The sequence below is a fragment of the Pseudomonas sp. 5P_5.1_Bac1 genome (genome assembly GCF_025466015.1).
Taxonomy (GTDB): domain Bacteria; phylum Pseudomonadota; class Gammaproteobacteria; order Pseudomonadales; family Pseudomonadaceae; genus Aquipseudomonas.
The window spans coordinates 1-15,496 of record NZ_JANLNX010000017.1 but is presented as its reverse complement, the minus strand read 5'-3'; the positions used below and the strand labels follow the sequence as shown (position 1 = coordinate 15,496).

At 65.7% G+C, this 15,496-nt stretch carries 16 protein-coding genes and 1 pseudogene; 8 read left to right on the top strand and 9 right to left on the bottom strand.

What is annotated here, in order from left to right:
* Positions 1 to 10: 10 nt before the first annotated feature.
* From NTD82_RS03035 to NTD82_RS03005, 7 genes are all read right to left on the bottom strand, one after another.
* Positions 11 to 655, bottom strand: a complete 645-nt coding sequence (locus NTD82_RS03035; protein WP_095158851.1) for a CpaD family pilus assembly lipoprotein — start codon at positions 653 to 655, stop codon at positions 11 to 13.
* Positions 656 to 672: 17 nt separating this feature from the next.
* A complete protein-coding gene (locus tag NTD82_RS03030) occupies positions 673 to 2,181 on the bottom strand; it encodes a type II and III secretion system protein family protein (protein ID WP_262127684.1) in 1,509 nt (502 codons plus the stop codon).
* A gap of 66 nt (positions 2,182 to 2,247) precedes the next feature.
* Positions 2,248 to 3,159 (bottom strand): Flp pilus assembly protein CpaB, encoded by a 912-nt coding sequence (gene cpaB / locus NTD82_RS03025; RefSeq protein ID WP_262127683.1) that lies wholly within the window; start codon positions 3,157 to 3,159, stop codon positions 2,248 to 2,250.
* 14 nt (positions 3,160 to 3,173) lie between these two features.
* Positions 3,174 to 3,731, bottom strand: coding sequence for a prepilin peptidase (locus NTD82_RS03020; RefSeq protein WP_262127682.1), 558 nt, complete (start codon positions 3,729 to 3,731; stop codon positions 3,174 to 3,176).
* Positions 3,732 to 3,749: 18 nt separating this feature from the next.
* The gene (locus NTD82_RS03015) at positions 3,750 to 3,947 is read right to left on the bottom strand and encodes a Flp family type IVb pilin (RefSeq protein WP_095158855.1); all 198 of its coding nucleotides are present in this window, start codon (positions 3,945 to 3,947) and stop codon (positions 3,750 to 3,752) included.
* Positions 3,948 to 4,055: 108 nt separating this feature from the next.
* Positions 4,056 to 5,459: a sensor histidine kinase gene (locus tag NTD82_RS03010; RefSeq protein ID WP_095158856.1), complete on the bottom strand. Its 1,404-nt coding sequence runs from the start codon at positions 5,457 to 5,459 to the stop codon at positions 4,056 to 4,058.
* Positions 5,446 to 6,111 (bottom strand): response regulator transcription factor, encoded by a 666-nt coding sequence (locus NTD82_RS03005; RefSeq protein WP_095158857.1) that lies wholly within the window; start codon positions 6,109 to 6,111, stop codon positions 5,446 to 5,448. Before NTD82_RS03005 ends, NTD82_RS03010 begins: the two co-directional genes overlap by 14 nt.
* A 294-nt stretch (positions 6,112 to 6,405) precedes the next feature.
* Here NTD82_RS03005 and NTD82_RS03000 point away from each other — a divergent pair, with 294 nt between their 5' ends.
* The 6 genes and pseudogenes from NTD82_RS03000 to NTD82_RS02980 all read left to right on the top strand — a co-directional run bounded on the left by NTD82_RS03000 (position 6,406) and on the right by NTD82_RS02980 (position 11,513).
* Complete coding sequence (locus NTD82_RS03000) at positions 6,406 to 7,413, top strand: AraC family transcriptional regulator (protein WP_262127681.1); 1,008 nt, start codon at positions 6,406 to 6,408, stop codon at positions 7,411 to 7,413.
* Between the two features lie 156 nt (positions 7,414 to 7,569).
* Complete coding sequence (locus NTD82_RS02995; RefSeq protein ID WP_262127680.1) at positions 7,570 to 8,331, top strand: hypothetical protein; 762 nt, start codon at positions 7,570 to 7,572, stop codon at positions 8,329 to 8,331.
* 14 nt (positions 8,332 to 8,345) lie between these two features.
* On the top strand, positions 8,346 to 8,597 hold the full coding sequence (locus NTD82_RS02990; protein WP_262127679.1) for a hypothetical protein: 252 nt from the start codon (positions 8,346 to 8,348) through the stop codon (positions 8,595 to 8,597).
* A gap of 90 nt (positions 8,598 to 8,687) precedes the next feature.
* Positions 8,688 to 9,521: pseudogene (locus NTD82_RS29210) on the top strand (cache domain-containing protein); the annotation flags it as partial.
* A gap of 114 nt (positions 9,522 to 9,635) precedes the next feature.
* Positions 9,636 to 10,391 carry a methyl-accepting chemotaxis protein gene (locus NTD82_RS29205; RefSeq protein WP_410017020.1) on the top strand — a complete coding sequence of 252 codons (756 nt, stop codon included), beginning with the start codon at positions 9,636 to 9,638 and terminating at the stop codon, positions 10,389 to 10,391.
* A 213-nt stretch (positions 10,392 to 10,604) separates the two neighbouring features.
* Positions 10,605 to 11,513, top strand: a complete 909-nt coding sequence (locus NTD82_RS02980) for a LysR family transcriptional regulator (RefSeq protein ID WP_262127677.1) — start codon at positions 10,605 to 10,607, stop codon at positions 11,511 to 11,513.
* Positions 11,514 to 11,621: 108 nt separating this feature from the next.
* On the opposite strand, the gene NTD82_RS02975 is transcribed toward NTD82_RS02980, so the two are convergent.
* Together NTD82_RS02975 and NTD82_RS02970 are read right to left on the bottom strand one after the other, a co-directional pair.
* Positions 11,622 to 12,032 carry a RidA family protein gene (locus NTD82_RS02975; RefSeq protein ID WP_262127676.1) on the bottom strand — a complete coding sequence of 137 codons (411 nt, stop codon included), beginning with the start codon at positions 12,030 to 12,032 and terminating at the stop codon, positions 11,622 to 11,624.
* The gene (locus NTD82_RS02970; protein ID WP_262127675.1) at positions 12,032 to 13,351 is read right to left on the bottom strand and encodes a flavin-containing monooxygenase; all 1,320 of its coding nucleotides are present in this window, start codon (positions 13,349 to 13,351) and stop codon (positions 12,032 to 12,034) included. The genes NTD82_RS02975 and NTD82_RS02970 overlap by 1 nt, the downstream gene beginning before the upstream one ends.
* A 282-nt stretch (positions 13,352 to 13,633) precedes the next feature.
* On the opposite strand from NTD82_RS02970, the gene NTD82_RS02965 reads away from it, so the two are divergent.
* Positions 13,634 to 14,311 (top strand): DUF1028 domain-containing protein, encoded by a 678-nt coding sequence (locus tag NTD82_RS02965; protein WP_110970183.1) that lies wholly within the window; start codon positions 13,634 to 13,636, stop codon positions 14,309 to 14,311.
* On the top strand, positions 14,304 to 15,467 hold the full coding sequence (gene argE / locus NTD82_RS02960) for an acetylornithine deacetylase (RefSeq protein ID WP_262127674.1): 1,164 nt from the start codon (positions 14,304 to 14,306) through the stop codon (positions 15,465 to 15,467). Before NTD82_RS02965 ends, argE begins: the two co-directional genes overlap by 8 nt.
* Positions 15,468 to 15,496: the final 29 nt, after the last annotated feature.

Below are 15,496 nucleotides of genomic sequence, written 5' to 3'. Positions count from 1 at the left end.
TCGCTCCCGGTCAGTCCTTGTTGAAGTTGATGTCCAGCAGTTCCACGGTCTCGTGGCGCTGGTAACGCTCGACCGCGTTCACCGCGGCGACGCCGTCGGCGCCCTCGAGGCTTTGCGCGCGGTTGAGGTCGCGCGGGTCGGCGACCATGCGCGCGATGTTGGCGCGGTTGGCGCAGCCCAGGTCGCCGACGGCGCGGTACGGCTTGACTGCCGAACGGTCCGGGTCGCTGATGGTGCAATCGGGGATCTGCGCCACCAGTGCTTCGGACACCACTTGCAGGTCGGCGCCCTGGGCCTTGTCCAACTGGGTCGGCGCGACGATCACCTGGCGGGCGCCGAGCTGGGTCAGCACCTCGCCGAGGCGTTTGGCGACCTGTTCGCCGGCCGGGGTGGACGGGCGCAGGGTCAGGGTCTGCTGGCTGATGCGGCCTTGGCGGGCGAGCAGGGTGTTGAGGTCGGCCAGCGATTCGCGGCTCATGCCGCCGCCCGCGCTGGCGGTGAGGTGCGCGACCATCGCCGACGGCACGGCGCGGATCGGCGCTTGCGGGCTTTGCGGGGCGTAGAGGGCAATACGTTGGTCGTTGACGCTGCGGTCGCAGGCGCCCAGCAACAGCGCGAGGGACAGGGCGACGAACAGGGGTTTGGCGGCGTGCATGCGAAGTGCTCCGAAACTTAGTACAGGTAGCCGGCGGATGCCTGGGCGGGCAGTTGCGAGTCCAGGGTGCGCAGGCCGCGGCCCGGGGTTTGCAGGTCACCCGGGTTGGTGGGCTCGACGACGTAGGCGGTGGCGATGATCACCAGTTCCGTGTCGGCCTGGCTGGAGGTATGGGTCTCGAACAGGCGGCCAAGGCCCGGGACGCTGCTCAGGCCGGGGACGCCGCTGACCTGCTGGGCGCTGTTGCTGCGCAGCATGCCGGCGAGGGCGAAGCTTTGGCCGCTGGCGAGTTCCACCGTGGTGTCGGCGCGGCGCACCTTGAACGCGGGAATCACGTTGCCTTGCAGCTCCACCGCGCCTTCGTCGGACAGGTCGCTGACTTCCGGGGCCACGTGCAGGCTGATGCGGTTGGGCGAGAGCAGGGTCGGGGTCATGCGCATGATCACGCCGTACTGCTTGTACTCGATGGTGATGTTGTTGTTGGTGGTGATGACGATCGGCACCTCGCCACCGGCGGCGAAGCCTGCGGTTTCGCCGGACATGGCGGTCAGGTTGGGTTCGGCCAGCACCGTCGCCAGGCCGTCCTGGGACAGCGCGGTGAGCAGCCCGGAAACGGTGGTCGAGCCATAGCGGTGGAAGCCGCCGGCCACCGCGTTGGTGGCGGTGCCGCCGGTGAACGCGCCGGTGGTGGCGTCGAACAGGCTGCGGGCGTTGCGGAAGAAATAGTTGCCGTCCTTGAGGGTCGCTTCCCAGTTCAGGCCCAGCTCGGAGCTGAGGCTGCGCGAGACTTCAACGATGCGTACGCTGAGGTTGACCTGGGCCGACAGCTCCACCTTGAGCTGGTTGATTACCCGCGGCCCGTCGCTGCCGGCGGCGCCGCCACCGTTGGGGCTGCTGCTCGGCGAGCCGAGGTAGGCCTCGACCGCGCTGATCACCTGACGCGCCTGCTGCGGCGTGCGGACATTGCCGCGCACCACCAGGCCCTTGGCCGAGGACGGGCCGAATTCGACCTTGGCCCCCGGCACTTCGGCGCTGATCTGTTTGCTCAGGGCCTCCAGGTCGTAGTCGGCGACCACCCGGATGGCGGCGATCACCTGGTCCTGCGCATCAAGGGCGTAAAGCGTGGTGGCGCCGGCGCTTTCGGCGAAGACGAAGACGCTGCCGGGAGTCGGCACCTGGTAGCTGGCGATCTTCGGATCGGCCACCAGCACTTTGCTCGCCGCCTTGGGCAGTTGCAGCAACCGGCCCTGTTTCAGCAGCAGGTGCAGGTCGCGGGTTTCGCGGACTTCGGTCAGGGTTGCCGGCAGGCGTGGCGCGGCGGCTTTGGGGGCCGGCGCGACGGGGTATTCGGCCTCGCTGGCGTAGGCTTCGGTGTCCACCGGCTGGGCCACTTCTTCATATTGCGGCGGCAGTTCCAGGGGCGGGTCGAGGACCACGACCTCGGCGCGCAACGGCAGGGCGCAGAACAAACCGAGGCCCAGCGCGCAGGACAGCGACAGGGGGGAGCAGGCAGGGGCGAACTTCATCGTCAGGAATTCCGGAAAGGCCAGTCAATGCCCGCGGCGCGGGCACGGTCGGGAGGGTCGGGAGCCTCAGTGGCTGGGCGGCACGATCTCGGTGGTGCCGCCGCGATAGAGCATGACCGGGGCCGCGGCCTTGGCCGGGTAGAGGTCGGTGGTCTGGGCCAGGCGGGTGACCTCGCGGTTGCCGCTGCGGGGCAGGCCGTCGCTCTCTTCGCGGTTGCTGCGCAAGGCCAGTTGCAACACGCCGATCTCCTTGCTCAGGGACAGGCGCTCGGCCTGGCGCGGCGTGACTTCGACGGTGACGCTGTCGAAGTACGGGTTTTCGTCTTTCTTGCCTGGCGTGGCTGGGGTCTTGGCGCGGTCGTTGCGCTGGGTCAGGTCACGGGCGCTGCGGTTCAGCGCCAGCACTCGGACGTTGCGCAGCAAGGTCTGGGCCGCGTAGGGCGGCGGGAAGACGGGCGCGCCAGCGGCGTCGCGGCCTTCGAGGGCGTCCTTGTTCAGCGCCAGGATGATGTCGACGCGATCACCCGGGGCGATCAGGCCCTGGCCGGCGGCGACCGCCGAGGTGGGCAGGGTCAGGGCGCGCATGCCGGGGGTCAGCGCGGTGGCCAGGAAGCCCGGTTCGCCGGGACGCACCAGGGCATTGACGAACACCGGCTGGCCCTCGGCGACGGTGCGCCGCACGGTGGCGCCGACCACCAGGGCGAGGTCGTCCTGGCCCCGCAGGTAAACCTGTTCGGCCGGCAGTTCGGCGTCGGTTTCCTGCCAGCGCAGCAGGCTGCTGTCGATGAACTGGCCGGGCTTGAGTTCACGGGTAGCGACCAGCACCGCCAGTTTGCTCACGGAGACGGGGGCTGCTTCGGCGGGCGCCTTGGCCGCGACGGGCGCGGCGGGCGGAGCGAGCAGGACGCGGGCCAGCAGGGCGGCGCCGCCAGCCAGGGTCAAAGCGCCTGCCAGCAGGAGGACGGAAGGGGTTTTCATGGTTCAACCGGTCGTCAGGAGTGAATGGGAAACAGCAGGGTGTAGAAGCTGCCGGTCGCGATGGCCAGGCCGTAGGGCAGGCCTTGCGGGCGGTCGCTGGTGAGCACCGTGGGCGTGGCGATGGCCAGGCCCGGAAAGCGTGCGCCGAGGCGTTGCCAGAGCAGCGCGACGACCTGTTCCAGCGGCGTCAGCAGCGGCATTGCCAGGGCGAGGATGCCGCCGGCCAGGGCCGTGACGATCAGGAACGCCATCTGGTTGCCGCCACTCCACAGGCACAGCACGGTCATCAGCTTGACGTCGCCGGCGCCGACCTGGCCCAGGTTGAACAGCATGAAACCCACCGCCAGTACCAGCGCCGCGCCAAACAGCGCGCTGCCGGTCTCGTTCAGTAGAGCCGGGCCGGCGAGTGCGCCCCAGGGCCCGAGGCCGAGCAGGGCGAACAGCGGCAAGGCGCACCAGACCAGCAGCAACAGCACCACCAGCAGGTTGTGGATGCGGCGGTAGAGCAGGTCCGAGCAGATCACCCAGCACAGCGCGGGGAGCAGGACGACAAGGGCGAAAGTGCTGTTCATCTGGACTGGCTGGCCGGCTTATTGCGCGGCGCCACCCTTGTCGCCGTTGATCTGGTTGCCGATGGCGGCGAAGCGGTCCTTGAGCGCTTTGATGAACACCCCGTCCTCGCCAAAGATGATGCCGATGGCCGCGGCCATGGCGGCGGCGAGGATGCCGTACTCGATGGCGGTCACACCGCTTTCGTCGTTGAGGAAGGCGCGGATGCGTGGGGTCATGGCAAGTCTCCGGGAACAGGTTTGGGGGGAGGAAAGGCCCCCGGCGGGGCGTGGCGATATTAAGATTTATTCTCAATTGGCGAGCAAGGCGACAACCATTAAGAATGCTTAACGAACCTCGCCCGCCGGGCCCGGGCGCTGACGGCGCACACACAGGGTGGCGATCAGACCGGGACGGTTGTCGCCCAGGTGCAGCTCGCCGCCGTGCAGCTCGGCGATCGCCCGCACCAGGGTCAGGCCAAGGCCATGGCCGGGGGTTTCGCTGCTTTCGCCGAGGCGCTGGAACCGTTCCATCGCCCGCTCGCTCTGGGCGGCGGCGATGCCGGCGCCGTGGTCGCGCACCTGCAGTTCGCCATGGCCGTTGCGTGACTGCGCGCGCAGGGTGATCGGCAGCCCCGGCGGCGCGTACTTGAGGGCGTTGTCGATCAGGTTGGCGAGGGCCTGGAACAACAGCGCACGGTCACCGTAGAGCTGACAGTCACGGGCCACGTCCAGGCGCAGCGGACACCCGCGCTGCTCGGCCAGGGGTTGGTAGTAATCGGTGACGTCGTGCAGCAGTTCATGCACATCGATGGTCTGGAAATGGCAGGTCATGCGCCCGGTTTCCACCTCGGCAATCCGCATCACCGCCCGGAACAGGTTCTGGATCCGTTCGCTGTCCTGCACCGCGCAGAGCAGCTCGTCGCGGGCCGGGCCTTCGAGCATTTCACTGGCGGTGAGCAGGCGACTCTGCAGGCGGGTCAGCGGCGTGCGCAGCTCATGGGCGATATGGCTGGTGATGTGCTTGACCTCGTCCATCAGCTTGTTGATCCGCAGCAGGCCGTGGTTGATCTCGACGCCCAACTGATCGAATTCGTCGCCTTGCTGGGTGGTCGGCGCGCGGGCGGTGTAGTCGCCGTTGGCGTAGCGCACCAGCGCATCGCGAATGCGGTTGATGCGGTAGAGGTTGTGCAGGCCGAAGGGCAGGGCGGTGATCAGGATCGACAGCAGCAACAGCAGCAAGCCGGCGCCGGTGGCCAGCGGGATGATCCGCGTGCGTTCGAGCATCGGTCGCAGGTCGAAGGCGCTGAAGTACTGGCCGCCGTCTGGCAGCGGGATCGACAGGCCGAGGATTTCCGCGGTGTAGCCGTTGCTGTTGGTGAGGGTCATGTGGTGCCAGCGCGGCTTGTCGGTGGCCGGGCGGCGGGTGTCGGGCAGGTAATCGGGGTTGCCCAGCAGCAGCCGGCCATCGCGGTCGATGACCACCGCCTGGTGCTCTTTGCGCACCTCCAGCGACTGCCGGTGCTGCAGCGACCAGGCCAACTGCGCGGCGTCCTGGAAACGTCCCTGCAACTGCCCGCTGCGCACCTCGTTGAGGATCATGTCGCGCACATGGCTGCGCATCACTACTTCCAGCAACTGGTTGCTCAGCACGATGGAGATCAGCGAGAACAACAGGCAGATAAAGGCGATGGTGGTGGCTTGGCGCAGGCTGCTGGTGGCGAGAAGTGGGCGCAGGCTAGCCCAGGACATAGCCGATCGCCCTTACCGTCTTGATCAGTGGATGCTCGAAACCCTTTTCCAGCTTGGTGCGCAGCTTGGACAGGTGCACGTCGATGAGGTTGGTCTGCGGGTCGAAGTTGTAACCCCAGATCCGCTCCAGCAGCATGCCGCGGGTGACCACTTGCCCCGCGTGTTCGGCGAGCACCTGGAGCAGCTTGAACTCCTTGTCGGTGAGGTCGATGGCTTTCTCGCCGCGTTGGACGCGGCGGCTGGCCAGGTCGATGCGCAGGTCCTGGATCTGCAGAATCTCGCTCGGCACCTGGCGTTGGTGACGCCGCGCCAGCAGCTCAAGGCGCAGCAGCAACTCGTTGAAGTCGAAAGGTTTGCCCAGGTAGTCGTCGGCGCCGGCACGCAGCCCCTCGACCCGGTCGCTGCTCTGGTCGTTGGCCGACAGGATCAGGATCGGCGGGCGATTCTGGCCGTGCAGCCGTTGCAGCACTTCGATGCCGTCCATCTTTGGCAGGATCCGGTCGAGAATCACCACATCGAAGACCTCGCTGCCGATCATCTGCAAGGCACATTCGCCGTTGTCGATCAGTCGGCAGTTATGCCCGCACGCATGCAGCTTGCAACCGAGCCAATGGCTGACCGAAGGGTCGTCCTCTACTACTAATACCCGCATTCACCGCTCCTTCACTGGAGATTCGCGCTTGTTCTATCAGCCTGCTGACTCATCGTTCAGTTAAGAATTATTAAGATTAGATACTGAGAATCATTACCAACAATTGTATGACAACTCATTTCACTTTGGAATCGATTGATGGCATTTACCTATCAGGCTGAAACCCCATCAGGAAAAGCCTTACTCCATTTACGGTCTTCCAATAGGCAGCGGTTAGCTGGGTAAAATGAGCCCCTTTGGTGTCGGATGACCGACCTTCATCTGGTAGACCAACTCTTTTCCCGGGGCCCTTTCATGCACACCCTTTCGCGGACCTTCGCCAGCGCGATCATTGCCGCGCTCGGCGAGTCCGATCCTGCCGTCGCCGCGCTTTGCCGACGCCTGGGCGAGCCACTGTTGGCGGCGTCCGATCCGGCGTTCATTTCATTGGCGTCGCTCACCGCGTTGTTCGAGCAGGCCAGTGTTCTCAGCGGCGACCCGGACATCGGCCTGCGCGCCTTTCACCACGCCCATCCGGCGAACCTCGGGCCGTTAGGCTATGCGTTGATGTCCAGCCCGACGATTGGCAGCGTATTGACCGCCATTGCCGAGTTTCACCATTTGGTTGGCAGCGGCTTTTGCCTGTTCGTCGAGGAGCGGGTCGAGGGCCTGCGCCTGGTGGGAGTAATGACCGGCCCCGAGCAGCAGCCGCTGTCGCGGGTGTTCATCGATGCCATCTCGGCCATCACTCTCGGGTTGTTGTGCTGGCTGGTGCCGGGGCGGGTGATTCGGCCGTTGCGCGCGGAACTGAGCTACCCGCGACCGGCCGACACCCGCGCCGTCGAGGATTTGTATGGCGCTGAAATTCACTATGGCGCGGCGCAGAACGCGCTGCTGTTCAGCCACGCCGATGTCCAGCTCGCGGTGGCCACCCACGACCCGGCGCTGCACGCGGTGCACAGCCAGTACTTGGCGCAATGGCAACGGCAACTGGACAGCGACACTGTCAGCCTGCGAGTCAGGCGAGCGATCAGCGAACACTTCGCTCAAGGCCGGCCGGTGACCTTGGCGGGGGTGGCCGAGAGCCTCGGGCTGAGCCAGCACCAGCTCAGTCGCGGGCTGGAAAACGAAGGCCACGGCTTTTTGCGCCTGCTCGATGAAGTGCGCCTGCGCGATAGCCACAACTTGCTGCGCAGCAGCACCCTGAGTTTCAAACAGATCGCCTACCAAGTGGGTTTCCGCCATCAGAGCGCGTTCAACAAGGCCTGTGAACGGTGGTTCGGTATGGGGCCGGGACGCTATCGGGAACAGGGGCGCAGCTAGTTTCCTTTATCCACGCAGCCCTTTCCTTTATCCCTCGGCCAGCGCGGGGTTAAAGCCTGTCGCGAAAGTACGGACAATGGCCCGCACACGTTTGCGCCCCCCGCCGAGGTTCCCATCTCCATTCCACGCTTTGCCCTCCCGCTTGCCCTGTCCGTCGTGGCGCTGAGTACGCCGCAGGCCATTGTGCTCGGCAAGACCGCCGGCCTGTGCCTGTTGTCGCTGGCGCTGCTGGTGCTGGCCGGCTGGCAGGCCCGGCGCCTCAGCGCGGGGCGGCGCGAAGTGGAAACACTGCGTCAGACCCTGTCCGTCCTGCGGCACGACGCGCTGCTGTTGGCGCAGTTGGCCGCCCGGCTCAACGTCCTCACCGACAGTTGCGACATCGCTTTGCAACAACAGCAGCTCAAGCTGCAATGCACCGGAACGGCCTTCGCCCGGATCAAGGCGCAGGGCCGCGAACTCGCCGGCAATGCACAACGGGTGGGCAACGAATCGCGCCAGTCGCTGCGCCTGGCGCGCGAGGGGCAGGCCGGGCTCAGCGCGACGCTGATGGCGTTTCGCTCGATGGACAAGTCGGCGACCGCCGCCGAAGCCGAGGGCGCGATGATGGTGCGGGACGTCCGGGCGCTGGCCCGGGAAAGCCGCGACCAGGCCTATAGCGCCAACCTCGCCCTGGCCGGGATCAGCGACGCGGCGAGCAGCATCAGCCAGTGCGGCACGCTGATTGCTCGCGACTGCGAGGCCCAGGGTCGAGCGACTGATGAACTTGAGGGTGCCCTGGCAAGTATCGAACAACTCGCGCAGACCTCGGCCTGGCGTTCGCGCCAGGCCAGTGCTGCCAGCCAGGAGCTGGCGCGCAAGGCCGCGCGGCTGGAAACACGATTGAAGGCTTGTCCACGGCCCAAGGGCCTCCACGCGTAGTGCCGGAGGTAAGAGTGATCCTGTTCAAAGCGTTGATGCGTCGTTATCACGACCTGATGAAATGCGTCGCCCAGCGGCCCGAGCCGGTGGATGCCGAGTCCGCCAAGCCCCTGCTGGAGGCGCTGGAGCAACTGGCGGCGGAAGCCGAGCGGCTGGAGGCGCGGTTGCGCGTGCTCAGCGAGAACCGCCAGCGCCTGCAACCTCCCGAGCCGCACCTGCGGCTGGTCTGGCCGCGCCGGGACGACAAGGACAAAGCCAGCGGTTGATTGCTGGTAAATGAATACTGTTATGAATGTAAATCGATTTACTGCTGCGCAAATTAGCTAATCCTTTTCTATTTTCCTCGTTTCTTGTGAATGCATTGGTGTATGTTTGCCGCCGCAGGCCATACCCCTGCCATCACTCTTACAAGAACGAGGCATCCCATGTCCGGGTTGAGAAAACTCCGCATCAGTACGCGTGTCACCCTGTTGGTTGCGTGCATTTCCCTTTTTGTCTTGTGCCTGAGCGGCTGGCTGGGGCTGACCCTGCAGCGCACCTTGCTGACGGAAAAAATGGCCGGGGTCGGCACCGCGCTGAACACCGCCTCGAATATCCTCGGTCACTACCAGCGCCAGGCCAGCGAAGGCCATCTGAGCGCGGAAGAAGCACAGCGCCAGGCGTTGCAGGCGGTGAGCACCATCCGCTACCTCGGCGATAACTACCTGCTGGTCCTCGACCTCGACCACCGCATGCTCATGCACCCCACCGCGCCGGCGCTGGTGGGCAAGCAACTGGCGGACTTCAAGGACGTCAACGGCAAGCTGTTTTCCCGCGAGATGATCGACAAGGCGCGCACCCTCGGCCGTGGCACGGTGGAGTACTGGTTCCCGCGGGCCAATGGCGCCCAGGCCGAGTTCAAGGTGTCGGAAGTGCTGCTGTTCAAGCCCTGGGGCTGGGTGCTGGCCAGCGGCATCCATCCGCAGGACGTGCGTGACGAAGTCAACCAGGTGCTGCGCGTGCCGGCCTTTATCGTCGGGCTTGCCTTGCTGGCCATCGGGTTGTTCGCCTGGCTGCTGATCCGCAGCATCACCCGGCCGTTGAACGACACCGTCGATGCACTGGCCCGTGCAACCCAAGGTCACACCGACCTGACCCTGCGCCTGCCGGTGGATGGCGACGACGAACTGAGCCAGGTGTCGCGCAGCTTCAACAGCCTGGTGCTGGCGGCCCATGACGTCACCGCCAGCGTGGTCGATGCCAGCCAGGCGATCGCCAAGGCCACTGATGACCTCGGCCGCATCACCCGCACCGCCCAGGACAACATGGCCGCCCAGCAGCAGGAAACCGACAGCGTGGTCGCCGCCATGACCCAGATGGTCTGCACCGTGCAGGAAGTGGCGCAGAACGCCAGCGTCGCTGCCCGCGCCACCGAAGAAGCCGAGCGCCATGCCAGCGAGGGGCGTGGCACGGTGGACGAAACCGTCAGCGCGATTGGCGTGCTGGCGGACGGCCTGAACGACAGCCGCCGAGTGGTGGACCAGCTTGCCGCCGATTCCGGCAGCGTCGGCCAGGTACTGGAAGTCATCTCGGCCATTGCCGAACAGACCAACCTGCTGGCGCTCAACGCCGCCATCGAAGCCGCCCGCGCGGGCGAGCACGGGCGTGGCTTTGCCGTGGTCGCCGACGAAGTGCGCAGCCTGGCCATGCGCACCCAGAAATCGACCCTGGAAATCCAGCAGATCATCACCCGGGTTCAGGCCGGCGCCAGCGAAGCGGCGGGCCAGATCGGCACCAACGTCGCCGCCGCGCAGCACCCGGTACAAGCCTCGGCCCGCGCCGGGCAGGCGCTGGAACGGATAACCGTGTCGGCGGCGACGGTCAGCCAGATGGCCTTCCAGATTGCCAGCGCGTCCGAGGAACAGGCGGCCACGGCGGACGAAATCAACCGCAGCATCACGCGGATTCACGATGCCGCGTCCACGGGCACGCACACCCTGCGGCAGACGGGGGAGGCGTGTGAAGGGTTGAAGCGGGTATCGCGGCAGTTGCAGGAGCAGGTGGCGAAAGTGGTGATTTGAGTCGGGGTGAGGGTTTGTGATCTTTAGTGTTTTTCAGATAGAGCGCTAAAAACTGTCAGCCAGTCCCTCAACGACCCAAGGAAAAATATCTTCCAAGCACAGGAAAAACCTCTCCTGGCGGCCAAGCTGTCATCCGGCGTCTACGGTAAGGTGACAGCTTCATCGACCACACCGCTGCGGGACGGAGCCGGCAGCCGGCCAGGAGAGGTTCACGTGGCTTCCTACACCCTGCGACAACTCAAGTACTTCGTCACCACGGTCGAGGCCGGTAGCGTTGCCGAGGCCTCGCGCCAGCTCTACATTGCGCAGCCTTCGATTTCCACGGCGATCAAGAGCCTGGAAGAGAGTTTCGGCGTGCAACTGTTCATCCGCCATCACGCCCAGGGCGTGTCCCTGACCCCCAGCGGCAAGCGCTTCTACAGCAAGACCAAATTGCTCTTGCAGATGGCCCGCGAGTTCGAGCAGAACGCCCTGGCCGACAACGACACCGTGGCCGGTCAAATCGATATCGGTGTGTTCGAGACCGTCGCGCCGCTGTACCTGCCGCGGCTGATCGCAGGTTTTCGCCAGCGCTATCCCGGCGTGGATATCCGCATGCGCGACGGCGAGCAGCAGGAACTGATCCAGGGCCTGACCTCGGGCGCTTTCGATCTGGCGTTTCTCTACGATCACTACCTCGACAACACCATCGAAACCGAGCCGTTGATGCCGCCGCAGAAACCCTATGTGCTGCTGCCGCAGAAGCACCGTTTCGCCGGCCAGACCCAGGTCTCGCTGCGTGACCTGTGCCCGGAGCCGATGATCCTGCTGGACGTGGCGCCGAGCCGGACCTACTTCGTCAGTCTGTTCAACGACCTTGAGCTGACGCCGAATATCGTCTTCAGCTCGCCATCGATCGAGATGGTGCGCGGCATGGTGGGGCAGGGCTTCGGCTTCTCGCTGCTGGTGACCCGGCCGAGTTCCGAATGCACCTATGACGGGCAGAAAGTGGTGGCGGTGGACATTGCCGAACCGGTGGAAATGTCCGGGCTGGTGACCGCCAAGCTGAAGCGGGTGCAGTTGACCCGGCCGGCGCAGTTGTTTGTGGATTTCTGTCGGGAAGAGTTGGCGCGGTTGAGCTGATGGCTGCTTTGCGGTTCATCGCGAGCAAGCTCGCTCCTACAGTTCACAGCACGCACTGTAGGAGCGAGCTTGCTCGCGATGGATCACAAAGCAGCCCCCAATAAATGGTTACTCCGGAATTACCGCGATCACATCAATCTCCATCAGCCACTCCGCCTGCGCCAACCCCGCCACCACCAGCCCGGTGGAAATCGGGAACACGCCTTTCAGCCATTTGCCCACTTCCCGGTAGACCGGTTCGCGGAAGCGCGGGTCGGTGATGTAGGTGGTGGTCTTGACGATATGCGACATGTCCGAGCCCGCTTCTTCGAGCAGTTGCTTGACGTTTTTCATCGCCTGTTCGGCTTGCGCGCGCGGGTCGCCAAGGCCCACCAGGCGGCCTTCGAAGTCGGTGCCGACTTGGCCGCGAACATAGACGGTGTTGCCGGCCCGCACGGCCTGGCACAGGTCATTGTCCAGAGTCTGGTTGGGGTAGGTTTCCTTGGTGTTGAACATGCGAACGCGGGTGTGAGTAGGCATCAGTTGACTCCCATGAGGTCGGCTTTGGCAGCGGAGGATTCGGTGGTTTCAGTGCTCTGGCGCTGGTCGCGGTCGCGGTAGGCCTGGTAGGTACGTTGAGTGGCGATGTGTCCGGCGACATGCTTGGCGTCGTGCCACACGCCCCAGATGAACGACGAACCGCGACGCGACAGCCACGGCAGGCCGACGAAGTACACGCCCGGCTCGGCGGACACGCCGCGCTGGTGCTTCGGTTTGCCGTTGGCGTCGAAGGCATCGACTTTCAGCCAGTTGAAATCCACGGCGTAGCCGGTGGCCCAGATGATCGAGGTGACGCCGGCGGCGGCCAGGTCCAGTTCGAGAGTCGGCGATGTCACGCACGCCGGGTCGGCCAGGCGGCGGCGGGCTTCCGGCTCCAGGGGCAGGTCCAGGCCGTTGCGCTCGACGTAGGCGTCGGCGGCATCGAGCAGGGCCAGGTAGTTTTCGTCGCCACGGCGGATGTTGTCGGCCAGGTTGTCTTCGAAGCGCACCACGCCGTTGTCGAACGAGCGGGTCAGGCCGACGAGGTTCATGCCCTGGTGGGCGAGGGCGCGGAAGTCCACGGTGTGGCCGCCGCGGGCGCCGCTGACGGCGATGGTCACGTGCTCGCGGCCGGGTTTGGCGATCTCCGCGTCCCACTCGCCCAGCACGCCCAGCCACCAGCAGAAATCACGGTTGCGGTAGCTGCGCGGCGGCCGGTCGTGGGCGCCGACGGAGAGGTAGACCTTGCGCCCGGCGCGCATCAGCTCGTCGGCGATCTGCACGCCGGATGAGCCGGCGCCCACCACCAGCACGGCGCCTTCGGGCAACTGCTCTGGGTTGTAGTAGGCGGCGGAGTGGATCTGGTGCAGGCCGGCGTCTTTCGGCGCGATCGGCGGGATCACCGGCCGCTGGAACGGGCCGGTGGCGGCGACCACGCGGTTGGCGCGGATCACGCCTTCGCTGGTGTCGATGGTGAAGCCCGGACGGTCGGCATTGCGCACCACGGATTTCACCTCCACCCCGGTGCGAATCGGCAGGTCGAACTTGCGCACATAGGCTTCGAAGTAATCGGCGACTTGATCCTTGCCGGCGAAGGCGTCCGGGTCGAGGTCGAATTCAAGGCCCGGGAAGCGGTCGTGCCAGACCGGACCGTTGGCCACCAGCGAGTCCCAGCGACCGCTGCGCCAGGCTTCGGCGATGCGGTTGCGCTCCAGCACCAGGTGCGGCACGCCGAGCTTGCTCAGGTGTTCGCTCATGGCCACGCCGGCCTGGCCGGCGCCGACCACGAGGGTATCGATTTCGAGGTTGTTCAAAGTCATTTTCAAGCCCTGTCTTCGAGACGTTGTTGTCCAGGGCGGTCGTCGAACCGCCGTTGCCTGGGGCCAGACTAGGGACGGGCGGTTTTTCGCGAAAATAGTAATTAGCGAGGGATTGCCGACAAAAAAGCGAAGGCCCGGCGCTACGGGCCTTGCGGCGGGCTAGGCAGGTTTTTCCTATGCCCGGAGCATATTTTTAATCGTTTTCCTGTTGCCGGACGTCCCGCACCATCTGCCCCAACAGCCGTAATCAGCGGCCGCGCGGGCGGCCCTCAAGGAGCACACATGACCTTTTCCATCATCGGGCGCTGCGCGGAATCCGGGCAGCTCGGCATCGCCATCAGTTCTTCCAGCATCGCCGTCGGCGCGCGTTGCCCGTGGGTACGCGCGGGCGTGGGCGCGGTGTCGACGCAGAACATCACCCTGCCGGCGCTCGGCCCACAGATTCTCGACCTGCTGGAGGGCCAGCAACTCGCGCCGGGCATTGCCCTGGAGCGGGTGTTGGGGACCAACGGCTGGAGCGAATATCGCCAGGTCACGGTGATCGACAGCAATGGCCAGGTGGCGCTGTTCACCGGCCAGGAAGCCCTTGGCGTGCACAACGCCGTGGCCGGCGAGCAGTGCGCGGCGGCGGGCAACCTGCTGACCAGCCGCGAGGTAATCGAGGCCATGGTGGCCGCCTTCGAAAACAGCCACGGCCTGCTCGCCGACCGCCTGCTGGCGGCCATGCACGCGGCGATGGCGGCGGGCGGCGAGGCCGGGCCGGTGCATTCGGCGGCACTGAAAGTGGCAGGCGAACTGACCTGGCCGCTGGTGGACCTGCGGGTCGATTGGGCCGACGAAGACCCGATCGGCCAGCTCGATGCACTCTGGCAGGCCTACCGGCCACAGATGCAGGATTACGTCACCCGCGCCCTTGATCCCACCGCCGCGCCCAGCTACGGAGTGCCGGGCGATGAGTGACACCAGCAGCCGCGAGCTGTTGGGCCGGCTGATCGGTTTCGCCACGGTCAGCCGCGAGTCCAACCTCGAATTGATCGCGTTCATTCGCGATTACCTGGCCGGGCATGGCGTGGACAGCGAACTGTTCCATAACGCCGAAGGCACAAAGGCCAACCTGTTCGCCACCCTGGGTCCGCGGGACCGGGGTGGCATCGTGCTGTCCGGGCATACCGACGTGGTGCCGGTGGACGGCCAGGCCTGGACGGTGGACCCGTTCGCCATGACCGAGCGCGAAGGCCGCCTGTATGGCCGTGGCGCCGCCGACATGAAGGGCTTTATCGCCTCGGTGCTGGCGGCGGTGCCGGCGTTTCTCGCCGAGCCGTTGCAGATTCCCGTGCACCTGGCGTTTTCCTATGACGAAGAAGTTGGCTGCCTCGGCGTGCGCTCCATGCTCGCGGCTCTGGAACAGCGTCCGCACAAGCCAGTCATGTGCCTGATTGGCGAGCCCACCGAACTCAAGCCGGTACTCGGCCACAAGGGCAAGCTGGCGATGCGTTGCCAGGTGCACGGCGCGGCCTGTCATTCGGCTTATGCGCCCTATGGCGTGAACGCTATCGAATACGCGGCGCGGCTGATCGGCAAACTCGGCGAGATCGGCGAGCGACTGGCGCGTCCTGAACAGCATGACGCGCGTTTCGATCCGCCGTTCTCCACGGTGCAGACCGGGGTGATCAAAGGCGGCAGGGCGTTGAATATCGTGCCGGCGGAGTGTGAATTCGACTTCGAAGTCCGGGCCTTGCCGGGCTTCGATGCGCAGACCGTCGCGGACGAACTGGGTGCCTACGCCGAGGCCGAATTGCTGCCGAAGATGCGCGCCGTGCAGGCGGAAACGGCGGTGCGGTTGCAGCCGTTGAGTGCTTATCCGGGGTTGGCGACACCGGCTGACAGTGAAGCGGCGCGGGTGTTGGCGCTGCTCAGCGGATCCAGTGAATTCGGCACCGTGGCTTTCGGCACCGAAGGCGGACTGTTCGACCAGGCGGGGATCCCCACGGTGGTCTGCGGGCCGGGCAGCATGGACCAGGGGCACAAGCCGGATGAGTTTGTCAGCCTGGAGCAGTTGCAAGGGTGCGATGCGATGTTGATGAGGCTGGTGGGGTATTTGCGACAGCCTGCTTGAAGGATAAAGCGCCGCTTGCGGCGCTTTTT

Excerpts from the sequence above, each read along its gene's own strand:
- NTD82_RS03035 (WP_095158851.1), bottom strand. The coding sequence starts at position 655 with ATGCACGCCGCCAAACCCCTGTTCGTCGCCCTGTCCCTCGCGCTGTTG.
- NTD82_RS03030 (WP_262127684.1), bottom strand. The coding sequence starts at position 2,181 with ATGAAGTTCGCCCCTGCCTGCTCCCCCCTGTCGCTGTCCTGCGCGCTG.
- cpaB (WP_262127683.1), bottom strand. The coding sequence starts at position 3,159 with ATGAAAACCCCTTCCGTCCTCCTGCTGGCAGGCGCTTTGACCCTGGCT.
- NTD82_RS03020 (WP_262127682.1), bottom strand. The coding sequence starts at position 3,731 with ATGAACAGCACTTTCGCCCTTGTCGTCCTGCTCCCCGCGCTGTGCTGG.
- NTD82_RS03015 (WP_095158855.1), bottom strand. The coding sequence starts at position 3,947 with ATGACCCCACGCATCCGCGCCTTCCTCAACGACGAAAGCGGTGTGACC.
- NTD82_RS03010 (WP_095158856.1), bottom strand. The coding sequence starts at position 5,459 with ATGTCCTGGGCTAGCCTGCGCCCACTTCTCGCCACCAGCAGCCTGCGC.
- NTD82_RS03005 (WP_095158857.1), bottom strand. The coding sequence starts at position 6,111 with ATGCGGGTATTAGTAGTAGAGGACGACCCTTCGGTCAGCCATTGGCTC.
- NTD82_RS03000 (WP_262127681.1), top strand. The coding sequence starts at position 6,406 with ATGCACACCCTTTCGCGGACCTTCGCCAGCGCGATCATTGCCGCGCTC.
- NTD82_RS29205 (WP_410017020.1), top strand. The coding sequence starts at position 9,636 with ATGGCCGCCCAGCAGCAGGAAACCGACAGCGTGGTCGCCGCCATGACC.
- NTD82_RS02975 (WP_262127676.1), bottom strand. The coding sequence starts at position 12,032 with ATGCCTACTCACACCCGCGTTCGCATGTTCAACACCAAGGAAACCTAC.
- NTD82_RS02970 (WP_262127675.1), bottom strand. The coding sequence starts at position 13,351 with ATGACTTTGAACAACCTCGAAATCGATACCCTCGTGGTCGGCGCCGGC.
- NTD82_RS02965 (WP_110970183.1), top strand. The coding sequence starts at position 13,634 with ATGACCTTTTCCATCATCGGGCGCTGCGCGGAATCCGGGCAGCTCGGC.
- argE (WP_262127674.1), top strand. The coding sequence starts at position 14,304 with ATGAGTGACACCAGCAGCCGCGAGCTGTTGGGCCGGCTGATCGGTTTC.